Here is a 16722-nt window from a genome sequence, read left to right as displayed (position 1 = left end):
GCAAGAAAACGGGAAATGATGCGGAAATCGCCACAATCATGCGATCTGAGCGGCCCGCTAAGCACCATCGAACGGTCGTTTCGTAAAAATAATTTGCGCACTAACGATTAGTGCGCTATATTTCAGTCCATGCGCTGAGCGCGCTAATCATTAATACACTAAACATAAGGAGCTTTGCCATGAAATCGTCCATCAAATCCGCCCTGATCGCTGCTTCCCTGGTTGCCGGCGCCGCCCTGGTTCCTGCCCACGCTGCCGAAGACACCACTGTCGTGCTGGTGCATGGCGCCTTCGCCGACGGTTCCGCCTGGAACAAGGTGATCCCGATCCTGCAGAAGCAAGGTGTGAAAGTGGTGTCGGTGCAGAACCCGCTGACTTCCCTGGCGGACGACGTAGCCTTTGCCCAGCGCGTGATCGATGCGCAAAGCGGCAAGGTGGTGCTGGTGGGGCACTCCTGGGGCGGTGCCGTGATCACCCAGGCTGGCGCCAGCGACAAGGTGAAATCGCTGGTCTACGTCGCGGCTTTCGCGCCGTCGGAAGGCGAAGTGGTTGGCGAACTGGGTAAGGACTTCCCGCTGCCACCGGGTATCGCGACCCTGAAGCCTGACAGCAACGGTTTTATCTACTTGTCCGCAGAATCGATGGCGGTCAACTTTGCGCAAGACCTGACGCCTGCCGAACACCGTCTGATGACCGTCACCCAGGGCCCGATCAAGGCCAGCGCCTTTGGCGACAAGGTCGACGTGGCGGCGTGGAAGACCAAACCAAGCTACTACATCGTCGCTTCCAAGGACCGCATGATCGATCCAGGCCTGCAGAAATCCTTCGCTGCGAAGATCAATGCGACCACCACCACGCTGCCCACCAGCCACGTGCCGATGGCATCGCAACCGGAAGCTGTGGCCAAGGTGATCCTGGCTGCGGTCAAACGCTAATCCACCAAAGGGGGCTGTGCTACAGTACGCGCCATGGAAAAACGCACGCCCCCTACGCTGGACCAGCACCTCTGCTTCAAGCTGTATTCGACTTCACTGAAGATGACGCAGCTTTACAAGCCCATCCTGGCCCCGCTCAACCTGACCTATCCCCAATACCTGGTAATGGTTGTGTTGTGGGAGGAAGAGGGCTTGGGCATCAAGGGGCTGGCCGAGCGTTTGCAGCAGGATCCGGGCTCGATCACGCCGCTGGTCAAACGATTGGAGACGGAAGGCTATCTGCTGCGCGACCGCGATCCGAATGATGAACGCAACCGCGTGCTGACGCTGACCGATCAAGGCCGCAAGCTGCGTGCCGCGGGTTTGAAGGTGAGCCAGCAGATTGCCGAGGCTTGCGCCATCACGGCGGGCGACGTGGAACGGCTGGCGGCAGGCCTCGACAAATTGAGCAGCAACCTCGGCGCCAGGGATGGAGGCTGAGTGATCGACCGTTTTCGCACCGACGTACTGGCCAACCGTAACAACCGCGCCATTCTCGAGCGATGGGCTGACCTGAATCTTCCTGACAGCTGGCTGGTGGCCGGCTGCTTGTTCCAGACGGTATGGAATCTTCAGTCCGGGCGCGCGCCCGAGGCCGATATCAAGGACTATGACCTGTTCTACTTCGATCCAGCCGATCCTAGCGAGAAAGGCGAGCAGGATGTACAGGCACGTGCCGACGAAATATTGTCCGACCTGGGCGTTCCTATCGAAGTTGCAAACCAGGCCCGGGTTCATACATGGTACGAGTCCTACTTTGGCCATCCATACCCGCCGCTGCAAAGCGCGAGCGATGGGATCGACCGTTTCCTGATGCCGGCCACTTGCGTCGGCATTTGCCCGGAAGCGATTTACGCGCCAAACGGTCTCGAAATACTCTACGAGGGCGTACTGAGTTCTAACCCGTTGACGCCCTATCTCGACCTGTTCGAACAGAAAGCAGCATCGTATAGCGCACGCTGGCCATGGCTGCGCGTGGCCGGCAACCGGCCTTGACGTTAATCCATTCCAGCATGTCTGCAACCGGGGTTCCAACGGTGGGAAGGCACGCGGCCAGCCCGGCGCACAAGGCCCGGCTGGCGCGTGTGGGATGCTGTTTTAGGCGAGCACTTTCTTCAGCCATGCCGAGATATGCGCAAGTTCTTCGGCGCAAGCCGAGTGCTGCATCGGGTAATCATGCCATTCGATCTGGTAGCCCAGCGTTGCCAGCAGGTCGCGCGATGCGACCGCGCGCTCGATCGGGATCACAGGGTCCATGCGGCCGTGCACCATGAAGATCGGCGTCTCCTGGTTGGCAGCCTGGCGTTCGGCGGCTACCTTGTCGGCCAGCGGCACATAGCCGGAGAGGCACATCAGGCCAGCCAGCTTTTGCGGATAGCGCAGGCCGGCCTGCAATGTCATTGCACAGCCTTGCGAGAAGCCGCCCAGCACGATGCGGTTCGCCGGAATTCCGCGCGCGATTTCGCGTTCGATCAGCGCGTCGACCAGGATCTGCGACTCGCGCAGGCCTTTTTCATCTTCCTGGCGACCCAGGTCGGTATGCACGATGTCGTACCACGAGCGCATGACGTAGCCGCCATTGATCGTCACCGGCATCGTGTTCGCATGCGGGAAGATGAAGCGGATGCCCGGCAGGTCGCTCAGGTTCAGTTCATTGACGATCGGCGCCCAGCCTTCACCGCTGTCGCCCAGTCCGTGCATCCAGATCACGGAGACTCCAGGATTGGGCTTGCTGTCGATGACGATGGAATCCAGCAGGTGGGTCATGCGTTGTCCTTCTTGCGAATGGCGGATTTGGGGCGGAATGCCTTGCACACGGCGTCGTTGGTTTCAGCGTAAGGGCCGCCGATCAGGTCGATGCAGTAAGGGACGGCTGCAAACACGCCGCCAATTAATTGCTTGCCATCGGCATCTTTCAGGCCTTCCAGCGTTTCCTTGATGGCTTTCGGCTGGCCCGGCAGGTTGATCACCAGGGCTGCGTGGTCCGCGGTTTCGCGGATCACGGCGACCTGGCGCGACAGGATGGCGGTCGGCACGAAGGCCAGGCTGACCTGGCGCATCTGCTCGCCGAAGCCCGGCATTTCCCTGGTGCCGATGGATAAAGTCGCTTCCGGCGTCACGTCGCGGCGCGCCGGGCCGGTGCCGCCGGTGGTCAGCACCAGGTGGCAGCGCACTTGGTCGACCAGGTCCACCAGGGTCGATTCGATCTGTGCTCGCTCGTCGGGAATCAGGCGCGTTTCGAAGCGCAGCGGAGTGGTCAGCGCACTGCGCAGCCACTCTTCCAGCGCCGGAATGCCCTGGTCCTGGTACACACCGCCGCTGGCGCGGTCGGAAATCGATACCAGGCCGACGACGAGCGTCTCGTCACTCATCTTCTTCGCCTTCAGGCGCGTCGACGTCAACTTCCTCGCCTGGGGACGGAGCCTTGGCTGCCGACTTGTCCAGGTCCTTCAGGATCTGGAAGATCTCGCGGTAGGCTTTCGGCGGCTTGTTCTCGGCCTGTTCCTTGCGGGCGTTGCGGATCAGGGTGCGCAGGTGCTGCACGTCCAGGTGCGGCGCTTCTGCCAGCAGCACGGTCAGTGCCTTGTCGTCGGCCAGCAGCTTGTCGCGGCGGCGTTCCAGCGCGTGCAAGGCGGCGGTATCGGCTTTGGAGGCGCCTTTCCAGCCCTCGATGGTGCGCTTGATGGCAGCCACTTCCTCTTCGGACAGGGTGCGCATCTTCTTGCCGATGAATTGCATCTGGCGGCGGCGGCCTTCGTGGTTGTTGATATTTTGGCATTCCAAAATAACATCTCGCACATCTTCCGGCATCGGTACGCGCTTGACGCGGTCGCGCGGTGCTTCAACGAGTTCCTTGCCCAGCGCCTGCAGGGCGTCGGACAGGCGTTTCAGCTCGGTTTTGGATGGGCGTTCGTATTCTTGTTCGAACTCGCTGGACTGGAAGCCCACCGAGCCACGGTTTGGATTTGGCATGATATGGACGGCAGGGGTTACACACCCTACCTGTAAAAACGGTAAACGGCTGCTATGATAACTGTTTTAACGCCCAGCCCCCCAAAAAGACCCCATGAGCGAATCCGCCTTCTCCTATTCCCAGGACCAGCTGAAACAGCTGGCACGCGACGTTTTGCAGTACGCGCGCCAGCAGGGCGGTAGCGACGCTGCCGTCGAAATCAGCGAAGGCAGCGGTCTTTCGGTCTCGGTCCGCAAGAGCAAGATCGAGACGATCGAGCAAAACCGCGACAAGGGCATCGGCGTTACGGTGTTCATCGGCCAGAAACGCGGCAACGCCAGCACTTCCGATTTCTCGCAGTCCTCGCTGAAGGCGACCGTGGAAGCGGCCTACAACATCGCCCGCTTCACGGCGGAAGACGATTGCGCCGGACTGGCGGAAGAAGAGCTGCTGGAAAAGAACCCGCAAGACCTGCAACTGTTCTATCCATGGACGATTTCCACGGAAGAAGCCGTGGCCCTGGCGCAGCGCGCCGAAGCAGCGGCCTTCGCGGTCGACCCGCGCGTGACCAATAGCGAAGGCGCCGGCGTGCACGTGCAGCAGTCGCATTTCGTGTCGGCCAACTCGCGCGGTTTCATCGGCGGTTATCCTTACTCGCGCCACACGCTGTCGGTGACCCCGATCGCCGGCAAGGGCGCCAAGATGCAGCGCGACGACTGGTATACCTCGGTGCGCGATCCAAAGAAAATGGCCAGCGCCGAAGCTGTCGGCCGCTATGCCGCGGAACGTTCGCTGGCGCGCCTGAATGCGCGCAAGCTGGCCACCCGCACCTGCCCGGTGCTGTTCGAGGCGCCTCTGGCTGCCGGCCTGCTGGGCGCCTTTGTCCAGGCGACTTCGGGTGGCGCGCTGTACCGCAAATCGTCCTTCCTGGTCGACTCGCTGGGCAAGGACATCTTCCCGTCGCATATCCAGGTCAAGGAAGACCCGCATGTGGTGGGCGCCATCGGCTCCGCTCCTTTCGACGAAGAAGGCGTGCGTACCCAAAAGCGCGAGGTGGTCAAGAATGGCGTGCTGCAGGGCTACTTCCTGTCGACCTACTCGGCGCGCAAGTTGGGCATGAAGACCACCGGCAATGCCGGCGGCTCGCACAACCTCACCATCAGCTCTTCGCAGACCAGGAAGGACGACGACTTCGCCGGCATGCTGCGCAAGATGGGCACCGGCCTGCTGGTCACTGAGTTGATGGGCCAGGGCACCAACTATGTCACCGGCGATTACAGCCGCGGCGCGTCCGGTTACTGGGTGGAGAATGGTGTGATCCAGTACCCGGTGGAGGAAATCACCATCGCCGGCAATATGAAGGATATGTTCAAGGACATCGTCGGCATCGGCACTGATACCCTGGTGCGCGGGACCAAGCAAACCGGCTCGATCCTGATCGAAAAGATGGTGGTTGCCGGGAACTAAATATTTCCATACACTGTCCCGAGATAAAACCCTCATAAGGAGACAGTACGTATGGAACGTCGTTCCTTTATCAAGAAGGCCGCAGCAGGTGCGGGCGCAGGAGTTATCGCCGCACCGGCTATCGCAGCCGAATCGCCTGCCATCACCTGGCGCCTGGCATCCAGCTTCCCCAAATCCCTCGACACCATTTACGGCGCTGCCGACACGTTCACCAAACGCGTCGCGCAGCTGACTGGTGGCAAATTCAATATCCGCGTATTCGCCGCCGGTGAAATCGTGCCCGGCCTGCAGGTGCTGGACGCGGTGCAAGCGGGTACGGTGGAATGCGGCCATAGCGCTTCGTACTACTACTACGGCAAGGATGCGACGTTCTCCCTCGACTGCGCGGTGCCGTTCGGCCTGACCTCGCGCCAGCACACCGCCTGGTATGACCAGGGCGGCGGCAAGGAGCTGCTGCGCGCCTTTTACAAAGACTATGGCGTGATGAACTTCATCGCCGGCAACTCGGGCACCCAGATGGGCGGCTGGTTCCGCAAGGAAGTCAAATCCGTGGCCGACCTGAAAGGCACCAAGATGCGCATCGCCGGCCTGGCCGGCAAGGTGATGGAGCGCCTGGGCGCGGTGCCGCAGCAGCTGGCTGGCGGCGACATCTATCCCGCACTGGAAAAAGGCACCATCGATGCGGCGGAATGGGTTGGCCCATACGACGACGAGAAGCTGGGCTTCTACAAGGTCGCCCCTTACTACTACTACCCGGGCTGGTGGGAGCCGGGCGCATCGTTCACGCTGTACGTGAACATCAAGGAGTGGGAAAAGCTGCCGAAGGAATACCAGGCCGCGCTGGAATGCGCTTCCTACGAAGCCCACGTGGTGATGCAGGCCGAGTACGACTTCAAGAACCCGACCGCGCTGGGCCGCCTGATGAAGAACGGCGTCAAGCTGCGCAACTACTCCAACGACATCATGGAAGCGGCTTACAAGGCATCCAATGAGCTGATGGCGGAAGAAGCGGCGAAGAATGCCAAGTTCGCCAAGATCTACGAACCGTGGAAGCGCTTCCGCAACGACCAGAACCAGTGGGCGTCGGTGGCGGAATCCACCATGCAGAACTTCCTGATCAAGGCTGGCCGAGGAAACAAGTAGGCAAGGTACGCGCCGCAGCCGCCCTGAGGCGCTGCGGCGTGTGAACAGCGTCCGCTAACGCCCCGTTACGCGCAATCAGCCAGTCATGGGGAGTGCCATTGGCCGCCAGTGGCGTCGGATGGCCAACAAACATTTACTTTCTAGCTGCCGATTGAAGACACAACTGGAGCATACCCAGTGCTCTTGAGCCAGTCGTGGCCTCGTGCATCCATAGCAGCATCGATGACTTCCGGAGGCAAACTGTAAACAGTAGCCCAGGTCGCGCGGCCATCAGCGGCAGTGGAGGGGAAACTGATGGTTTCAATTGGCCAGTGGTATTTGCGTTTCAGGGCTTTTACGATGGCAGCTAGTGTTACCCGTCCTCGCAGCGGCTCACTACCGGTTTGGTCCGCGTTGGATAGTAGTACCGCTAGTACAGCACCGCGCATGGTACGAGGGCCGGGAAAAATTGGGGGCTTGGATGACATGCCTATATTGTAAATGCCGGCCATCTTGGGTGCTGAAGCGGATCCACTGCGGAGCAGACAAATAGCTTCTCGTGCAATCCTATAGGCCTAAACAACTGGGCCTCCCCGCCCGCGTGCGTAAATTCGCGCCAATGGACTTCTTTCCACTGATCTGGAAACGCGTTTGCCAAATTATAAAGAAGATCGCCTCGTTCGCTCCAATCGGCACGAACTACCGATCGCCAGCCATGTTGCACCAATGTTTTCTTACGACCGAATCAAGAAGACTTCCGGATGACGTACAGTGTTTCCTGGGCAGTTAAACCACGGCAGCGCTGAACGACTCGGGGCGCCGTGCAAGCAGGTGAGACAGACGTTGAAGTCCCGCCTGCAGTCGTCCACGGTCCTTAATGCTCCCCAAACAGATCCGAATCGCATTCGCGGAACCGCTGCCAGCTGCGAATGCCTCCGCCGGCGTGACTGCGATACCCTCGCTGTCGGCTGCACGCGCAAGCTGCAAGGAGTTCCAATACGCCGGCAACTCGAGCCAGACATGCAGGCCGTCTCCGGCGCCGCTGTAGCGCCCTGCAAGAATATCCCGAGCAATCCGGTGGCGCAGGCGCGCCTCTTTGCGCACGCCGGCCATCAACGCGTCGGCCGAACCGTCGAATATCCACTGGGTGGCCAGTGCGGCCGTCAGGGGTGCGGCCATCAGCGCAAATGATCTTAGCGCGACCAGGAAACGTTCGCGTTCTTGCGGGTCGCGTATTAGCACGAAGGCGACACGCAAGCCGGGCGTCAGGCATTTCGACAGGGTCGAGATGTAGTACACCTGTTCGGGGGCAAGCGTGGCAATAGGTGGTGGCGGGGCATCGGCAAGGAGCCAGTATGGATCATCCTCGACGATGCGTAGCTTGCAGCGCTTCGCGATGCTGGCGAGCTCCCTGCGCCGGCGTTCCGGCATCGTGATGGCGGTCGGGTTCTGTAAGGTCGGATTGAGGTAGACCAGCTTAGGCTTGTGCTTGCGGCACGCTGCCTCAAGCATCCCTGGCACCATTCCGTGCTTGTCCGCCTCCACCGTAATGAGGCGTCGACCGAATTGGGACGCTGCGGCACGCAAGCCGGGATAATTCATTGGCTCTGCCAGGATAACGTCACCAGGCTCCGTCAGCGCGAGGATCAATGCGGCGATTGCCGCCTGCGCTCCGGGACAGACAACAAGCTGTCGCGAATCCAGGCGTTCAAACATTGGTTCGAGCCATTTGGCTCCAGCCTGACGGTCGGATTCGCTTCCTCCGGCCAGGTGGTAAGTCATCAACAAGTCGCTATCTGCCCGCATCAGGACTTGGGACAAACCTTGCTTCAGCATGTCGCCGAAGTCCGCGCCATCGGGCGGTGGCGGGGTATTCATGCTCAGGTCGAGGATCGAGGTCAATTCGACTTTCGGTGCCGCAACATATGTGCCGCGAGCGCCGCGGCCTTCCAACAAGTTGCGGCGCCGCGCCTCGTCGTATGCGCGCGTGACCGTCGTCAGGTCGACGTCCAGCTGTGCCGCCAACCGGCGCTGCGGAGGTAGGCGCTCACCCGGTTTCAGCGATCCTTCCGCTACCGCTGCCTGCAACGCATCCGCAATCTGCAAGAAGCGTGGCCCGCCTTGCGCGGTCAACTGCGGCAACCAGTTTGGCAAATTTTCATCTTGTATGGTTTTTACCTGGGACATTTTGTCTCAATGTATGGAAATTGCTTTCAAGTAGTATGCGTTAGAGCATGTAGCAATACCAATTAAATGGCCTGGAAATACTCAAAAAGATGGATTGGATCCCTGTAGTTTTAGTTACGTTCAAATTTCTCGTGCTTGGCACGGGCATGTTCTACGCCGTCAAGTGGCATTACGATCAAGGGAAGAAGGAGAAAGAGACGGGGAAGGAGCGGCGCGCGGTGCTACGCGCGAGCGGCAAGGTGGCCGCAGTTTTCATGCTATCGCTTCTGGGCTTGGGATTCGTCACCATTGTCCTATGCAGGATGCTCGGTTTGGACTTGAACATATCATGATGGTCAGGATCCCTATTCCGTGACGCAGCCTGGAGGCGATCTGCTCGTTCTTTTGTGAGGCCTTCCTTGCACGAGAGGTTATACAACCCCTCGGCCGTGCCATCACCTGCCCCCATTTCTCCTTCAAAGGCCCATGTGGCATCACGATAGGCAATCCAGGCACGTGTGAGACAGGATCATATTCTCCCACCTATGCCGGCGCGAGGACGCAGGTAATAAAGGCACGCGCCGCAGCCGTCATCCGGCGCTGCGGCGTGTAGATCAAGGAGAAGGGCCGGCTGCGGCCCTTCAATTCGGGTAGCACTTCCACCAGTACGCCGCGTTCAAGACGATCCTGTGCGATGAAGCGGAAGGTCTGGCATATGCCCAGGCCAGCCTCCGCCAGCGTTACCGTTCCCAAAGCATCATCCGTCACCTGCAGCGCCGATTCAGGCGGCCAGTCCAGCTCTTCGTCGGCGCGCATGAATTGCCAGGGGAAGGAGCGACCCGTGCTGGGTAGCAGGAAGGTCAGGCAGTCATGCGTCGACAGCGCATCAATGTCGCGTGGTAAGCCGCGCCGCTGCACATACTCCGGCGAGCACACCAGCACAAGCTGTGCGTCTTCCAGCTTGCGGGCGATCATGCCGCTGTCTTTCAGGACGCCCTGGCGGATGGCGAAGTCGAAGTTCTCCGCCGCCAGGTCGACGTTGCGGTTGGTGATGTTCAGTTCCACGCGCACCGCCGGATAGCGCTCGGCAAACTGTCGCAGCAGGGCCGGCAGCCGGTAATGGCCGAACGTGGTGGGGGCGCTGATGCGAAGTCGTCCGGTAACTTCGCCGCCGTCAGCCTGCACGGCGCGCTCGGCGTCGTCGATCAGGGACAGCGCGGCGCGCGTCTGTTCCAGGTACAGGCGGCCGGCATCGGTCAGGCCAAGACTGCGCGTGGTCCGGCGCAGGAGCTGGGTGCCGAGGCGCGCTTCCAGCCTGGCCAGCGCGCGGCTGATGACCGAGGGCGTGGTCGACATGGCGACGGCTGCCGCTGTCAGTGAGCCGCGCTCGACGACGGTGACGAAGGTTTCGACGTCGCTCAGGTGGTCGTACTTACGGCTCATTATTGCCTTTAAGGGAAAAATGGTTTGGTCTGGCGGTAGTTTATCGCCGTTTAAGGTTTGAATAAAGTAGCACCATCAACTTCCACAAGGAGCAAACCATGATCAAGAACCTTACCGCCATCGCCCTCGCCGCCGCCGCAATGAACGCCAGCGCCGGCAACGTGCTGGTCGTGCTGTCCGACGAAGCCACGCTGGACCTGAAGGCCGGCAAGACCTTTCAGACCGGCTTTTACCTGAATGAACTGATGCAGCCGGTGAAAATGCTGCTGGACGCCGGGCACACCATCACATTCGCCACCCCGAACGGCAAGGCGCCGACGCTGGACAAAGACTCGGTCAACCCGATGTTCTTTGGCGGCGACCAGGCCGCACTGGACGCGCACCACAAGCTGCTGGAACAACTGCGACTGACTGACAGCACCAATTCACCGGTAGTGAGCCTGGCGCGCGTTGAGCAGCAGGGCTACGGCAAATACGATGCGGTCTATGTACCCGGCGGCCACGCGCCGATGCAGGACTTGCTGGCCAGTCCCGCATTGGGCAAGGTGCTGGCCGCCTTCCACCATGATGGCAAGCCGACCGCACTGGTATGCCACGGCCCGATCGCACTGCTGTCGGCCATGCCGGATGCCAAGGGCTTCAGCATGAAGCTGGCGCAAGGCGCCACGCCAACCCAGCCGAAATGGATCTACTCCGGCTACAAGGTCACCGTCTTCACCAACGATGAAGAGGAGGCCTCCAAAGGACAGCTGGGCGGCGGCGAAATGAAGTTCTACCCGCAGACCGCGTTGCAGAAGGCCGGCCTGCAGTTCTCCAAGGCCGCCAACTGGCAGGGCAATATGGTGATCGACCGTGAACTGATCACCGGCCAGAATCCTGCTTCGGCACCGCTGGTAGGCAAGGAATTGCTGGCACGCCTTCAAAAGTAATATGATTGGTGCATGAGTTATGCGCCCAATCCCGAAGGACTGCGCTCCGCCTTTGCTGCGGAGCGCTTTACGTTTGAAGAGACCTCTGTTCAATTCTCGCTGGTCGAAACCGGCCGGCTGTCAGTCACCTCCGGCAGGATTGCCGCCGGCGATGCAGCGGCCGAAGTGGGACCGCAGCCCTTCACGCAATGCGTGCCGAATGGAGAATATCCCGTCACGCTGCTGATTGCACGGTTTGAAAATGGCGACGAGCGCCTTGCCTATGCCAGCGTGCAGCTAGCCGACACGCCGGTCGCACACTGGTATCCCGCATTGGTCGCCACGCAAGACGCCCGCACGCTCAAGCCGGGCGATATCTTCGGCTACGGCGTGGAGTCGGGCGCCGCCTGCTTCATGGACCCGCAAGCCGGGCCGGAAAGCGCCATCTCATTTGCCGCCGCTAATGGCGGCCCGTATGCCTCCTACTTTGGCTACGGCGCGGATGGCCGCGTAGCCAGCCTGGTAAGCGACTTCGCTGTCGTTCCCGCCATTCACGATGCAGCGCCAAGCGGTCGAAGCTGGTGGAAACGCTTACTGTTCTTCTGGAAGTGACAATCTGCCAGAATTAAAGGCGCTACTGCCGGGTAAGATGGCGGCATGGACAATTTGTCGATCAATGAACGCGTCTTATGGAGCGGCGCCCCGCGCCAGGGTCTGATGCTGCGCGCTTCCGATTTGTTGATGGTCCCATTCAGCTTGATGTGGGGCGGCTTTGCCCTGTTCTGGGAATACTCCGTCTTCAGCTCCGATGCGCCGCTGGTATTTCGCCTGTGGGGCATACCTTTCGTGCTGGTGGGGCTGTACATGGCTGCAGGCCGCTTTGCGGTCGAAGCTTGGCAACGCGCTTATACCGACTACGCGGTCACCAATGAACGCATCATCATCCGCTCCGGAGTTTTCAAGCGCAGGATGAAAAGCCTGAACTTGCGCGCAATGGGCGAGTTTTCGCTGACGGAGAACGGCAAGGGCGAGGGCACCATTGCCTTTGGCGTTTCACCGGCAGGCAATATGTTCAGCGGACTGGCCTCCTGGCCTGGCGTTGAAGAGCTGCCGCGCTTCGACACCATCGCTGAAGCGCGCAAGGTCTACGCGATCATTCGCAACGCGCACTCCGCGGCTCACCACACGCGACCATTCGGGCAACGTCTGGGTTGAGCAGGTAGTTGGTGTGCGCGTGATCGGGGCGCTCCAACAGGCCAAACCAGGTGGCCGCATTTGATACCAGTACATTCACTACATTCACCCCGAAGCCCGCATAGCGTTCTCTTTCCAGCGTATAGGTCAGCAGGTCATTCGGGTCGCTGAACGCTACCAGGCTTAAGCTACCGGTGTTGGTGCTGCGCGGCGTGACGCCTGCACGGCGTTTGCGCAAGACTGCGTGCAGGCTGTCCAGCGGACGGGCGACGGTCTCCGACATGCCCGGCGCGGTAGCTGGCACCTGCTGGTCGGCCAGCGCGAGCAGGGGGATCTGGTTGGCAGCCATCACCAGGTAGGCCATGCGGTCAATGGTGCCTTGCGCGGCGCTGTCCATACGCAGCAGGGTATCGAACAGGATCTTGCTGCCAAGGCTGGACGATAGCACCAGCAGCGGCGCGTCCGGCGGTCCATCTCCGGTCGCACGCAGGATCGCCTGCGCCATGTGCCGCTGGATGGCGTCGCGCGCTATGCCCTGGTAGATCAGGGCGTCCGGGATGCAATCGTCCAGCAGCTTGTCTTTTGCCTGCGCGTTCAGCTTCGCGCGCGTGGTCCTCAGGTGCGCGCTGAGGTCATAGTCCAGCTGACGCTTGAGGGGCGTCGTCAGCGGCGACCAGACCAGGGCCTTGATGCGCAACTGGCCCTGACGCAGCTTGATGGTGCGCTCGACTATTTCTATGCCATCCATATCAGCAGCTGGCGCCGCGCCTGCTGCGCGCAGCGGTTGGGCATTGAGCGCATCGCCCAATTGCGCTACCGTTTCATCAGCCCAGCGGACGTCGTGGGTGCACATGCCATGTACCAGTAGTACATCGACGCTTTGCCCAGGCGCGGTGGCGGCAAAGTCCACCAGGCCAGGGAAGGCGCCGTCCGATTGTGCCGGGCGGTAGGGCAGCGCCGTGCAGCCGACGAGCAAGGCGCAAGCCAACAGGGGGAAAAATAGCTTCATGTTCGCCTCCATAAAGGCCCATGATCGGCGCAGATCGCAGCACCGTCTTTGCGCCAGCACAAAACTGGCAACTTCCGGGGTCCGAGCCTAACATGAAGCATGACCAGCAAACGCCAAATCGAGCGCCTGCCTGCGCTGTATTTCGAGCCGGAGGCGCCCAATCTCCCACCGCACCTGCGCGCGCCTGGCCAGCCGGGCTACCCGCAGGCGCGCGAGCTTGAACGGCTGCGCCGCAAGCACGTGACGCGCGTTCGTAAGCTCAGCCGTAAGTAATCACAGTTCGATCACACGCGCGCCGCGATCGTAGCTGCGCACGAACTTCTCGATCTCATCCACCGTGATGGTGTCGAAGTGGCCGCGGATGCGCGGTCCGGTCGGGTGGTCGTCAAAGGCGACGTTGGCGCGGAACAGGCGCGCTCCAACGCGCGAACCGAGGCCGATATCGATCCCGGAGGGGCGAAAGCCCGCGTCGTTCAGCCACTTCTGCGCCTCGGCGCGGGTTTCCACTTTGCCCGGGGCGGCACTGGCGGCGGCCAGCGTCTCCAGCGCCCATTGGTTGGAATTCTGGTAGCGCGTCGACCAGGCATAAGACAGCATGCTGTATTTCGGTTCATGCATGCGCACCGGCGTACGTGAAGCCAGTACCTGCGCCAGCCGTTCCTGCACCTCGGGCGACGGCAGGATCAGTTGCGACTTGTATTGATACAGGCCGCTAAGGAAGAAGTTACCCAGGCCGTCGTTGTACAGCGCCGAATTCGCCGTGCCGCAATCGTTCAGCAGCTGGACCACCACCCAGCGGCCCGCCGGATGGTCGCGCCACGCCAGGCCGACGTGGGAGTAGCGCAGGCCGAACTTCGACAGGTCCTGTCCGGCGCGGGCGATGATCGCAACCTGGGCGCCGCTGTCATCGAGCTTTTTCATGCTGCGCTGGGCCAGGTCCAGCGAACGTTCCACTTCGTTCACCGACATCGGCTTGTTTTCACAGTGCTGGCCTGCGTGGGCCGCGCCGGCCATCGCACAGGCCAGCGAGAATGCAAGGAGCATGCGTTTCATGATTCAGCTCACGCGGCTATGGTGCAGCAGGGCCTTGCCCAGTTCGTTCGGGATGAAAGCGATCACCTTGCCCGATACTACCAGCGCATGGCCGGCCGACATGGCCACGGCGCTGACCGCGGTGCCGGCAACCACGGAGACGCCTTCCAGCGCCTTGCCGCTGAATTCCACGGTGGCCTTGCTGCCATCGCCAACGGCCTTCAGCACGACGACCATGCCGTCGCCGATCACCTCGACGGATTCCACCACCAGCGAACCGCCCGCTAATACGGTCAGCGCGGAACCCGCCACGACGACGCCGGACAAGGCGCCAACACCCTTGCTCAAAGTTTGCGAACCATCCGCCGCCTGGCTGCTGGCGCAAGCGGCAGCAAGCAGTGCGGCGATCAGGGTGCGTTTCATTTTTTGCTCCACAGGTTAAAGGAGTGGCCATCTTGCTGCGGCCACCGGTCCGCGGCAATCGCCGGTGCGCACTGTAGCGCCAACCCGTGCTGGTGGTATCATTATTCGATACTTATTGCAGGAATTTCAAGCATGTCCAACGTTATCCGCCTGGTCGACGCGCTCAAACGCCAACTCAAGGCGCGCGGCATCACCTACGCTGTCCTCGGGCAGAAGATCGGCCTCTCCGAACCCAGCATCAAACGCATGTTCGCAGCCCGCAATTTCACGCTTGACCGGCTGGAGCAGGTACTGGCCGTGCTTGAAATGGACTTCGCCGAACTGGCGCAAGCCAGCGCCGACACGCCGCACCTGGTCTCGCAGCTCACCTACGCGCAGGAAAAGGAAATCATCAGCGATACCAAGCTGCTGGTGGTAGCCGTGCTGGCGCTGAACCAGGTTCCGATCGAGGAAGTGGTGGCCAACTACAAGATCAGCGCCGCCGAAGCGACGGCCTGCCTGCTAAGGCTGGACAAGATCGGCTTCCTGATGCTGAAGCCGAACAACAAGGTCAAGCTGCTGGTGTCGCGCACCTTCAGCTGGCTGCCGAATGGCCCGATCCAGGGCTTCTTCCGCGACGAGGCGTACAGCGACTATTTCGACAGCCGCTTCGACGGCCATCATGAGGTGCAGCGGCTGGTGAGCGTGATGCTGTCGCAGCAATCGACGCGTCTCTTGCTGGATCGTTTGAAGCAGGTGGCAGACGAATTCTCGCTGCAGCACCAGGATGATGCGCGGCTGCCGTGGGAACAGCGCCGCGCCGTGACCATCATGCTGGCAGCACGCCCGTGGATACCGAAGGCATTCCGGGCGCTGCTGCGCGGATAAGGATTAGAAGTTGCGCAGGGTGCGCAGCACCGGCTGCAGCACGTCCGCACCCAGCTTGGCGGAACGGGCGCCGTTCCAGCCAACCAGTTCGTCCGGATCGTTGGCATTGTCCTTGAACGGCAGTTCCAGGGTCAGCGACAGGCAGCCGAACAGGTGGGAGATGTGCGGCGAACCCATGGTCAGCACTTCCGGAGTGTATGGCGAGTCAGGATAGCCATGCTCGGACTGGAAGTCCGGCGACGCCAGCTTGAAGTCGGCGATGAACTTGTCCTGCGCGGCCTTGTGCTCCTTGGTGAAAGTCGGCAGGGCGTCGCTGCCGGCCACGAAGACGTAAGGCAGGCCTTCGTCGCCGTGCACGTCCAGGAACAGGTCGCAGCCGATTTCCTTCATCTTCTCGCGGACCAGGAAGACTTCCGGCGAACGTTCCATGGTCGGCTCGTTCCACTCGCGGTTCAGGTTCGCGCCGGCAGCGTTGGTGCGCAGGTTGCCGCGCACGGAGCCGTCCGGGTTCATGTTCGGCACGATGTAGAAGCAGGCATCCTGCAGGCACTGGCGGGCGTACGGGTTGGACGCGTCGAGCAGGGCTTCGACCATCCCTTCCACAAACCATTCAGCCATGGTCTCGCCCGGGTGCTGGCGCGCGATGACCCACACCTTTTTCTCGGCTTGCTGGTCGCCGATGACCAGCATGTTCATGTCGCGGCCTTCGACCGAGCTGCCCAGGTCGACCAGTTCGGCCAGCGGGTGCATTTGTGCGGAATCCAGCAGGGACAGGTGGCGCTCCCACGAATACGGCTCGAAGTAGGCGTAGTAGACCGAGTCATGTTCCGGCGCGTGCTCGATGGTCATCACTTCGCCATCGAAGGAGGTCGGGACGCGGAACCAGTGATCACGGTCGTAAGAAGCTACAGCGTTGTAGCCCTTCCAGCCCTCAGCATAAGCAGCCTTGCCAGCGTTCAGGAAACGGATGGACAGCGGCACCGCCTGCGCGCCCTGCACACGGAAATAGAACCACTGGATGATATCCGCGTGGGAGTCCTTGCGGATATTGACGTCGATGTCGCCAGCGGTGGTAACGCTGACCACATCGATGGCGCCGGCATCGAACTGGCTGCTGATCTTGATAGACATTGTGTGTCCTGTCGGAAATGAAGCGCTACGCGC

At 61.2% G+C, this 16722-nt stretch carries 20 protein-coding genes and 1 pseudogene; 11 read left to right on the top strand and 10 right to left on the bottom strand.

The features are described 5' to 3' along the window. Positions 1-179: 179 nt before the first annotated feature. From ASE26_RS25200 to ASE26_RS25190, 3 genes are read left to right on the top strand one after another with little or no spacing between them, the layout of a single operon-like run. Positions 180-935 (top strand): alpha/beta fold hydrolase, encoded by a 756-nt coding sequence (locus ASE26_RS25200; protein WP_200953785.1) that lies wholly within the window; start codon positions 180-182, stop codon positions 933-935. A 33-nt stretch (positions 936-968) separates the two neighbouring features. Next, positions 969-1415: a MarR family winged helix-turn-helix transcriptional regulator gene (locus ASE26_RS25195; protein WP_057247144.1), complete on the top strand. Its 447-nt coding sequence runs from the start codon at positions 969-971 to the stop codon at positions 1413-1415. Next, positions 1416-1970 (top strand): nucleotidyltransferase family protein, encoded by a 555-nt coding sequence (locus tag ASE26_RS25190; RefSeq protein ID WP_057247143.1) that lies wholly within the window; start codon positions 1416-1418, stop codon positions 1968-1970. Positions 1971-2072: 102 nt separating this feature from the next. Here the strand turns inward: ASE26_RS25190 and ASE26_RS25185 are convergent, their stop codons facing one another. From ASE26_RS25185 to yjgA, 3 genes are read right to left on the bottom strand one after another with little or no spacing between them, the layout of a single operon-like run. Continuing rightward, complete coding sequence (locus ASE26_RS25185) at positions 2073-2741, bottom strand: alpha/beta hydrolase (RefSeq protein WP_055929009.1); 669 nt, start codon at positions 2739-2741, stop codon at positions 2073-2075. Beyond that, on the bottom strand, positions 2738-3346 hold the full coding sequence (gene mog / locus ASE26_RS25180; protein ID WP_057247142.1) for a molybdopterin adenylyltransferase: 609 nt from the start codon (positions 3344-3346) through the stop codon (positions 2738-2740). The genes ASE26_RS25185 and mog overlap by 4 nt, the downstream gene beginning before the upstream one ends. Further along, positions 3339-3947, bottom strand: a complete 609-nt coding sequence (gene yjgA, locus ASE26_RS25175; RefSeq protein WP_055929016.1) for a ribosome biogenesis factor YjgA — start codon at positions 3945-3947, stop codon at positions 3339-3341. Before yjgA ends, mog begins: the two co-directional genes overlap by 8 nt. Before the next feature lie 94 nt (positions 3948-4041). Between yjgA and pmbA the strand changes: the two genes are divergently transcribed. Together pmbA and ASE26_RS25165 are read left to right on the top strand one after the other, a co-directional pair. Further along, the gene (gene pmbA / locus ASE26_RS25170) at positions 4042-5394 is read left to right on the top strand and encodes a metalloprotease PmbA (RefSeq protein WP_055929018.1); all 1353 of its coding nucleotides are present in this window, start codon (positions 4042-4044) and stop codon (positions 5392-5394) included. A 51-nt stretch (positions 5395-5445) separates the two neighbouring features. Continuing rightward, positions 5446-6537, top strand: coding sequence for a TRAP transporter substrate-binding protein (locus ASE26_RS25165; RefSeq protein ID WP_055929021.1), 1092 nt, complete (start codon positions 5446-5448; stop codon positions 6535-6537). A 765-nt stretch (positions 6538-7302) separates the two neighbouring features. Here ASE26_RS25165 and ASE26_RS25160 read toward each other — a convergent pair. Beyond that, positions 7303-8703, bottom strand: a complete 1401-nt coding sequence (locus ASE26_RS25160) for a PLP-dependent aminotransferase family protein (RefSeq protein ID WP_200960842.1) — start codon at positions 8701-8703, stop codon at positions 7303-7305. Positions 8704-8792: 89 nt separating this feature from the next. On the opposite strand from ASE26_RS25160, the gene ASE26_RS31735 reads away from it, so the two are divergent. Further along, positions 8793-9035, top strand: a complete 243-nt coding sequence (locus tag ASE26_RS31735) for a hypothetical protein (protein WP_057247141.1) — start codon at positions 8793-8795, stop codon at positions 9033-9035. A 44-nt stretch (positions 9036-9079) separates the two neighbouring features. Here ASE26_RS31735 and ASE26_RS32210 read toward each other — a convergent pair. Next, positions 9080-9190: pseudogene (locus ASE26_RS32210) on the bottom strand (hypothetical protein); the annotation flags it as partial. A gap of 35 nt (positions 9191-9225) precedes the next feature. Beyond that, entirely contained in the window at positions 9226-10125 is a 900-nt protein-coding gene (locus ASE26_RS25150) for a LysR family transcriptional regulator (protein ID WP_057247140.1), read from the bottom strand. 98 nt (positions 10126-10223) lie between these two features. On the opposite strand from ASE26_RS25150, the gene ASE26_RS25145 reads away from it, so the two are divergent. The 3 genes from ASE26_RS25145 to ASE26_RS25135 are packed head-to-tail and all read left to right on the top strand — an operon-like array spanning position 10224 to position 12248. Next, positions 10224-11054 carry a type 1 glutamine amidotransferase domain-containing protein gene (locus ASE26_RS25145; protein ID WP_057247139.1) on the top strand — a complete coding sequence of 277 codons (831 nt, stop codon included), beginning with the start codon at positions 10224-10226 and terminating at the stop codon, positions 11052-11054. A gap of 12 nt (positions 11055-11066) precedes the next feature. Further along, complete coding sequence (locus ASE26_RS25140; RefSeq protein ID WP_057247138.1) at positions 11067-11645, top strand: DUF4241 domain-containing protein; 579 nt, start codon at positions 11067-11069, stop codon at positions 11643-11645. 45 nt (positions 11646-11690) lie between these two features. Next, a complete protein-coding gene (locus ASE26_RS25135; protein ID WP_055929037.1) occupies positions 11691-12248 on the top strand; it encodes a PH domain-containing protein in 558 nt (185 codons plus the stop codon). On the opposite strand, the gene ASE26_RS25130 is transcribed toward ASE26_RS25135, so the two are convergent. After that, complete coding sequence (locus ASE26_RS25130) at positions 12187-13236, bottom strand: hypothetical protein (protein ID WP_057247137.1); 1050 nt, start codon at positions 13234-13236, stop codon at positions 12187-12189. The genes ASE26_RS25135 and ASE26_RS25130 overlap by 62 nt on opposite strands. A 99-nt stretch (positions 13237-13335) precedes the next feature. On the opposite strand from ASE26_RS25130, the gene ASE26_RS30940 reads away from it, so the two are divergent. Continuing rightward, positions 13336-13509, top strand: a complete 174-nt coding sequence (locus ASE26_RS30940) for a hypothetical protein (RefSeq protein ID WP_156410006.1) — start codon at positions 13336-13338, stop codon at positions 13507-13509. On the opposite strand, the gene ASE26_RS25125 is transcribed toward ASE26_RS30940, so the two are convergent. After that, on the bottom strand, positions 13510-14289 hold the full coding sequence (locus ASE26_RS25125; protein ID WP_057247136.1) for a DUF2145 domain-containing protein: 780 nt from the start codon (positions 14287-14289) through the stop codon (positions 13510-13512). A 3-nt stretch (positions 14290-14292) separates the two neighbouring features. Beyond that, positions 14293-14691, bottom strand: coding sequence for a hypothetical protein (locus ASE26_RS25120; RefSeq protein ID WP_057247135.1), 399 nt, complete (start codon positions 14689-14691; stop codon positions 14293-14295). Between the two features lie 132 nt (positions 14692-14823). On the opposite strand from ASE26_RS25120, the gene ASE26_RS25115 reads away from it, so the two are divergent. Next, complete coding sequence (locus tag ASE26_RS25115) at positions 14824-15558, top strand: helix-turn-helix transcriptional regulator (RefSeq protein ID WP_055929051.1); 735 nt, start codon at positions 14824-14826, stop codon at positions 15556-15558. 3 nt (positions 15559-15561) lie between these two features. Here the strand turns inward: ASE26_RS25115 and ASE26_RS25110 are convergent, their stop codons facing one another. Continuing rightward, positions 15562-16689, bottom strand: a complete 1128-nt coding sequence (locus ASE26_RS25110; protein WP_055929054.1) for a M14-type cytosolic carboxypeptidase — start codon at positions 16687-16689, stop codon at positions 15562-15564. Between the last annotated feature and the right edge of the window lie 33 nt (positions 16690-16722).

Source organism: Duganella sp. Root198D2, assembly GCF_001428585.1.
Classification (GTDB): Bacteria; Pseudomonadota; Gammaproteobacteria; order Burkholderiales; family Burkholderiaceae_D; genus Rugamonas.
This window is presented reverse-complemented; position numbering and strand designations above follow the sequence as displayed.